We start from the raw sequence: 6,544 nt of genomic DNA on the forward strand, positions 1-6,544 counted from the left end.
CCCCCCGTACGCCTACGGTGGATACCCCCCGCAGCCCCCGGCCGGAAACCGGCGCGGACTGCGCACCGGCATAGCCGTCGCGGCGGCGGCCGCGGTGCTGGCGTGCGTCGGGGTCGGCGTCTACGCGCTGGCCAAGGACCCCGGCGGGGGCGACCGCGCCGACTCCCGCCCCCGGCAGGGGCAGGAGCGCCGGCAGGAGGGACCGGGCGACCCGCAGAAGTCGCCGTCCCCCGACCGGTCGGCCGCGCCGAAGGTGCGCGGCGGCGGCACCCTGCCGGACCCGGTCAACGGGATCAGCATGCCGGTGCCCGAGGGCTGGACCGGCCAGGCGTTCGCCATCGGTGCCCAGGTGACCTCCGACAAGTCCTACAAGTGTCCCGGCGACACCTCCAAGAACTGCACCGCGGGCGGCGCCTACTCGGCACCGGCCCGCGTGCTGGGCACGCGCGGCGAGACGGCCGAGGCGGTCGCCAAGGCCGATGTCGCGGCCAACGCCGAGGAGTCGTACGGCGGGAACTCCTACGGCGGCATCACCTCGCACCAGGTGCTGGCGTCGCGGGCGGTGACGGTGGCCGGGCAGAAGGGCTATCTGGTGCGCTGGAAGGCGGTCACCAGCAAGGGCGCCGACGGTTATGTGGAGTCGGCCGCCTTCCCCTCGCCCGCCGATCCGAGCCGCATGCTGGTGGTGCGCTTCGGGCTGGACGTGGGGCAGTCCACGGCGGTGATGGACGAGATCCTCAGAGGGATCAAGGTGTCGTCCGGCGGGGGCTCCGGCCAGGACGTCTGAACCGGGCCGACCGAAGAAGTCCGCCGAAGAAGTCCGGGCCGGGCGGAATCCCCCTCCGCTCAAGGGGAACCCCGCCCGGCCTGGGCGTGCGCCGCCCCCGTCCCCACGGTGCGGCGCGTCCAGGTCACCGTTCAGTCATCCCGTGAACGGCGGCCTGGTGTCTGTACCGGCCTACTCGGCCGGATTCCTCGTCAGGCCGAGGGCGGGAAGCACGACGGCCTCCACGAACCCGGCCAGGTAGTCGGCGTCGGCATACTGCCCGCACAGCACGGGGCGCACGCGCAGGACGCCGAACATCATCGCCGGTACGTACTCCAGCGCGGGGTGGCCCGCCGGGACCTCGCCCCGCGCGACGCCCCGCTCCAGCATCTCCTGGAGCGCCGCGATCTCCGGGTGGACCAGCGCCTCGCGCAGCGCCTCGGCCAGTTCGCGGTCGTCGGTGACGGCATGCCCCAGCGACTGGAGCAGCCGGGTGTCCTTGCCCGACCAGTCCCCCACGGCCCGCGCGGCCTGCCGCAGGTCCTCGGTGAGCGAGCCGGTGTCGATCCCGGCGAACCGCACCTTGCGGCTGGCCCGCAGCGCCGCGGCGACGAACTGGGGCTTGGTCTTCCACTGGCGGTAGAGCGTGGACTTGCTGCACCGGGTGCTGGCGGCGATGCCCTCCATGGTGACGGACTCGTAACCACAGTGGCGGATCTGGTCGAGCACGGCGTCGAAGAACTCCTGCTCACGCTCGGGCGTGAGCTTGGAGCGGCGCGAAGCGACGACCGTCTCGGGTTCGTCCGCGGCCTGCGACGTCATACCTGGCTTCCCCTCACTCGTCCCCGGTGCGTACTGCCTGATTCCAGTGTGTCGCACTGTAGCGATACGCCAGTGTACCGGTACTCGACCGTATCGGTACACTGGCGTATCGGTACGGAAACGTATCGCTGAGTTCGGAAGCCGTCCGGACCCAGCACGCACCACCGTCAGTGAAGGGGGCCGGGGGATGAACGCCCGATCCGAGCCCGCCGGAACGGAACCGGACTCAACGCTCCGGCCACCGCTCCTGCGGGAGTTCCTGCTCGTCGCGGGGCTCTTCTTGGTCTACAAGCTCGGCCGGCAGCTCGCCGACGGCCACACCTCGGACGCCTTCCGCGACGCCCACCGGGTCTGGCACCTGGAGCGCGCCGTCCATCTGCCGTCCGAGACGGACGTCCAGTCGGCGCTGCTGCACGGCGACGCCCTGGTCCACCTGGCGAACACCTACTACGCCACCGTGCACTTCCCGGCCACCGTCGCCTTCCTCATCTGGCTGTACGTGCGCCGCCCCGCCCACTATGTCTGGGCCCGCCGGGTCCTGGCGCTGGTGACGAGCGCGGCGCTGGTGCTGACCTTCACCTTCCCGCTGGCCCCGCCGAGGATGCTCAGCGGCACCGGCCTGCTGGACACGGCCCGGATATACGGCCCCTCGGTGTACGGGCCGCCCGCCCGCGACCACCTCTCCAACCAGTTCGCCGCGATGCCCTCGCTGCACTTCGGCTGGGCGCTGATGGTGGCCGTCGGCCTGATCGCCGCCACCCGGTCCCGCTGGCGCTGGCTATGGCTGCTGCACCCGCTGGTCACCCTGGCGGTGATCGTGGGCACCGCCAACCACTACTGGCTGGACTCGATCGTGGCGACGGCCCTGCTGGTCACCGCCCTGGCCCTGATCCCCTCCCCGCACCGCACCGCGGGACCGGGGAACGCGGGCACCGCCCGGCTCCGGCTCCTGCCGCAGGACACCGCGCTCGCGGGACCGGCCCGATGAGCGCCGCACTGTCGGCCGCCATCGGCCTGTCCCTGATATCGGCCGTCGCCTACGCCTCGGCGGCCGTCGCCCAGGAGCGCCTCGCTTCCCGGAACTCGGACGCGGGCCTGCTGCGGATGCTGACCACCGGCGCCTGGTGGTCGGCGGTCGGCCTGAACGCGGGCGCCGCCCTGCTGCACGTCGTCGCCCTGCGGTACGGCCCGCTCACCGTGGTCCAGCCGCTGGGCGCCCTGACTCTGGTCGCGGCGGTGCCGCTCGGCGCGCGGGCGGCCGGACGCCGGGTCACCGCCCTGGAGTGGCGGGGTACGGCGCTGACGCTGCTCGGGCTGGGGGCGCTGCTGATGGCGGCCTCCGGTCCGGCGCCCGAGCGGGCACTGAGCCTGCCTTCGGCGCTGGCGGTCGCCGCCACGACCATCGCCGTGATCGGCACCCTGAGCCGCCCCGGCGCCCGGCCGGGCCTCAGGCACGCAACCGCGTCCGGGTTCGCCTCGGGTGTCGCCTCCGCGCTCACCCAGACCGCGACGGTGGCGGCCACCGAGGGCACCGGGCCGGCGCTGAGCCCGCTGGTGATCGTGGTCGCGGTACTGGTGGCCGCGTTCGCCACCGGCGGGCTGCTGCTGTCGCAGACGGCCTACCGGGGTGGCCTCGGTGCCCCGCTCGCGGTGGTCACCCTGGCCAACCCGCTGGCTGCCTCGGTCATCGGCCTGACCCTGCTCGGCCAGGGCCTCCACGGCGGCACCGTCGGTATCGTGCTGGCCCTTGCCGGTGCGGCCCTGGCGGCCCGGGGCGTGGTCCTGCTGACCCGCGCGACCCCGGCCACCGCGTCCGTACCACCCCCCGCCCCGGGACCGGACGACGAGGAGCACCCGGTGGCGGCGGTGCTGGCCCTGGAGCCGCACACGGCGACGCGGGAGCCGAGGCTGACCCGTCGGCGGTCGAGGCCACGGCGGCTGACCCGGCTGTAGCCGGGGTCCGGAGAGGCTGACACCAAAGGGCGGCCGGCGCGTGACGCGCCGGCCGCCCTTTCGTACGTCCACCCGGGGACTCGTCAGCCCAGGCCGCGCGAGTCCTGCTTCAGCGCGGTGTCCACGGTGAGCGCCGTCGCCACGACGAGGCTCCGCAGCGGCTCGGGCAGCGGGCGGTGGATCTGGAGGACGTAGTTGTCCGCCGTGGTGAACAGCGTCTTCGCCAGACCTTCCCAGGTCTTGGTGATACGGGCGATCTCGGTGCCCTCGTGGTCCACGATGGCGAAGTTCCAGGCCCGCCAGTTCTCCGCCTTGATCGCGCCGACCTGGTGGCCGTCCACGTTCATGGCGAAGTTGATCTTCCCGATCATGTTCTGCTGGACGATCTCACCGACCTGCGAGCCGTCGGGACGGGCCACCAGGACGCGCGACTTGAAGATCTTCGCCGGGCGGGTGAGCAGCAACTGCGGCTGCCCCTGGGGGTCCCGGATCTCCAGCCGGTGGGTGAGGAACTGGTCCCAGCTCGACACGAAGCGCAGGATCTTGCGGAGCACGCCCTGGCCGACCTCGACCACGGCACCGAGGTCACGGCCGTTCTGGTCCATGACCTTGTACTCGTTGGTCAGCTCGATGAGCTTGGCCTTCTGGTTCACCACGAGCACGGGCTCGGTGAACAGGGTCCCGCCGGGCGCGGGTTCCGTACCGTCCGCGCCGGAGTGGGAGCCTGAAGAAACGTTCGATTGCGTGGTCACCGGCGCACCCTATCGTGGCTTGGACCGTACCTGACCATTCTGTTCCGGGAACAGGATATTCCGCTTGGTTTCGGACGCACCGGCCCGCTCCCTCGTCGAGGAGCGGGCCGGTGCGGGGGTTCGGGTCAGGAGGTCTGGTAAGCCTCCACCTCGCTGAACTGCCCGGCCGGCCAGCCGGTGTTGCCGGTGACGGTCAGGCGGAGGTGGCGCAGGTTCGTGCCGCTGGGGAGGGAGACGGTGACCGTGTTGCCGGTCGCCGGGTCGAAGCGGTAGTCCTTTGCGGCGGCCACGGTGGTGAAGTTCGAGCCGTCGGTGCTGCCCTGGACGGCGATGGTCTGGGTGCGGGCGCCCCACGCCGAGGACGGAGGCAGCTTGAGCACGACGCGGCGGACCGGGTAGGCGGAGCCGAGGTCGGACGTCCAGGACTGCGGGAAGGCGTTGTTGGCCGACTCCCAGTAGGTGTTGGCGTCGCCGTCGGCCGCCTTGCCGGGGGTGTAGACGTCCTGGGAGCCGGTCGCGGTGGCCGGACGGCCCTTGACCAGGTTGCGCCCCGGATCGGGCTCGGGATTGCCCTGGCCGGGCTGGGGCCAGGTGGAGCAGTCCGACCAGGTGCTGTTCCAGCCGGAGTTGCCGCCGCCGTCGGTGAGGGCGAACGCGCCGGAGTTCGCCGGGTAGGGGCAGTTGTAGATCCCGGCCACGCCCACCTGGGTCGCGGTGACGTTCTTGAAGGTGGCCGCGCCCTGCGCCTCGGCCTGGACGACCACGGTCCCGGTGTTCCTCACCGTCGCGCCGGTCACGTTGACGTTGCGCACCGGGTAGCCCTGGCCGCCGCCGGACACGAACTCGAAGGCGGAATAGGGACTGTCGGTGATCGTGGTGTCGGTGATGTCGACCGTGGCGTTGATGGCGCTGTCGTAGGAGTCGACGCGCAGCGCACCCATCGGGTGGTTCCAGTTGGGGTTCAGGGCGCCCGTGCGGACCAGGGTGTTGCCCGAGACCGTGATGGTGCCGGCCAGCGGGGAGAAGGGGTCGAGGAACTTCTGGTTGGAGATGGCGATCCCGCTGCCGAGGGCGTTGGTGTCGGAGACCAGGTTGTTCTTCACCGAGATGTCGGTGCCGCCGTAGATGGCGATGCCGTTGGCGAGGTTGGGCTGCGAGATGGTGTTGTTCTCGAAGCTGGAGTTGCTGTCGGGGGCGTAGAGGGACCACATGGCGAGGGAGTCGTCGCCCTGGTTGCGCAGGAAGTTGTTGCTGACGCGGACCCCGCGGGCGTTGCCGTTGAGGTTGAGGCCGTCGGCGGTGGTGTCGAGGATGCGGTTGTTCTCCACGACCAGGTTGTCGTTGTTGCCCAGCAGCCACAGGCCGACCTTCATGTGCTGGACCCACATGCCGGACACGGAGGAGTTGGGGCCGAGCGAGCCGTTGACGAAGTTGTCCGGGCTGGAGTCGACGCGCTCGGTGACCTCGCCGATGACCGCGAAGTCCCGCAGGTGGACGTTGCCGGCGGAGCTCGACTGGTCGATGAAGCGTGAGGTGTGTACGACCGAGTACCAGTGCCCGGCGCCGCGCAGCGTCACGTTCTGCACCCCGCTGAGCGAGGACGTGATCCGGTAGTCGCCCGGCGGAATCCACACCGTGCCGCCCTGCGCGGCCGCGATGGCGTCGCGGAACGCCTGCGTGGAGTCGCCCCCGCCGCTGGGGTCGGCGCCCTTGGCGACGACGGACACCGAACCGGCCGGCTGGGTGGCGGCGGCCGCGGCCTGCTCGAAGTCGGCCACGTCCACCGTGACCTGGGTGCCGGTGGACTCGAAGGCGACCTTGTCCCCCGCCTGGACGTTCTGGCCGAGCAGGAGGCGGGCGTTGTCGAAGAAGTGGTGGGTCTTCGAACCCGGTATCCAACCGGTGTCGATGTAGCTGTACTTGGAGGTCACGGGCAGCGTCCGGGCGATCCGGTTGCCGTTGACATAGACCGCGAGCGAGCCGGACTGGCCGTCCGGGACGCTGTAGGCGACGTTCACGGCGTTGGCCGCGCGCGGCACGGTGAACTCCACGCGCTGCCCGGAGTTGAGGCGTACGGCCTGCCGTCCGGACGCCTCCGAGGCGAGGCTGCCCTGGGTGTGGTCGGGGCCGATCCTGCTGCCGGTGGTGCCGGCGGACTCGGCCTCGACGGAGGTGAACGGGAGCGTCGCGCCGGAGGCGGCGTGCGCGGCCGGGGCGACGGCGACCGTCATGCCCGCGGCGAGGGCGACGA

The 6,544-nt window shown here is 71.7% G+C and carries 6 protein-coding genes; 3 read left to right on the top strand and 3 right to left on the bottom strand.

All coding sequences use genetic code 11. The annotated features are described in order from the left end of the window. On the top strand, nucleotides 1-787 hold a 787-nt coding region (locus CCN33_RS20880; protein ID WP_107483970.1), incomplete at its 5' end, for a hypothetical protein. Between the two features lie 171 nt (nucleotides 788-958). Here CCN33_RS20880 and CCN33_RS20885 read toward each other — a convergent pair. Next, complete coding sequence (locus CCN33_RS20885) at nucleotides 959-1,588, bottom strand: TetR/AcrR family transcriptional regulator (protein ID WP_086695095.1); 630 nt, start codon at nucleotides 1,586-1,588, stop codon at nucleotides 959-961. A 187-nt stretch (nucleotides 1,589-1,775) separates the two neighbouring features. Between CCN33_RS20885 and CCN33_RS20890 the strand changes: the two genes are divergently transcribed. Together CCN33_RS20890 and CCN33_RS20895 are read left to right on the top strand one after the other, a co-directional pair. Further along, nucleotides 1,776-2,576 (top strand): phosphatase PAP2 family protein, encoded by an 801-nt coding sequence (locus tag CCN33_RS20890; protein WP_086695096.1) that lies wholly within the window; start codon nucleotides 1,776-1,778, stop codon nucleotides 2,574-2,576. After that, nucleotides 2,573-3,541, top strand: coding sequence for a DMT family protein (locus tag CCN33_RS20895; protein WP_086695097.1), 969 nt, complete (start codon nucleotides 2,573-2,575; stop codon nucleotides 3,539-3,541). Before CCN33_RS20890 ends, CCN33_RS20895 begins: the two co-directional genes overlap by 4 nt. Before the next feature lie 83 nt (nucleotides 3,542-3,624). Here CCN33_RS20895 and CCN33_RS20900 read toward each other — a convergent pair whose 3' ends face one another. Together CCN33_RS20900 and CCN33_RS20905 are read right to left on the bottom strand one after the other, a co-directional pair. Next, nucleotides 3,625-4,293 (bottom strand): LURP-one-related/scramblase family protein, encoded by a 669-nt coding sequence (locus CCN33_RS20900; RefSeq protein ID WP_086695098.1) that lies wholly within the window; start codon nucleotides 4,291-4,293, stop codon nucleotides 3,625-3,627. Between the two features lie 125 nt (nucleotides 4,294-4,418). Continuing rightward, nucleotides 4,419-6,544 (bottom strand): discoidin domain-containing protein (locus CCN33_RS20905; protein WP_244173886.1); only part of this gene is annotated, 2,126 nt, incomplete at its 5' end.

Source organism: Streptomyces recifensis (assembly GCF_002154615.1).
GTDB lineage: Bacteria > Actinomycetota > Actinomycetes > Streptomycetales > Streptomycetaceae > Streptomyces > Streptomyces griseoluteus.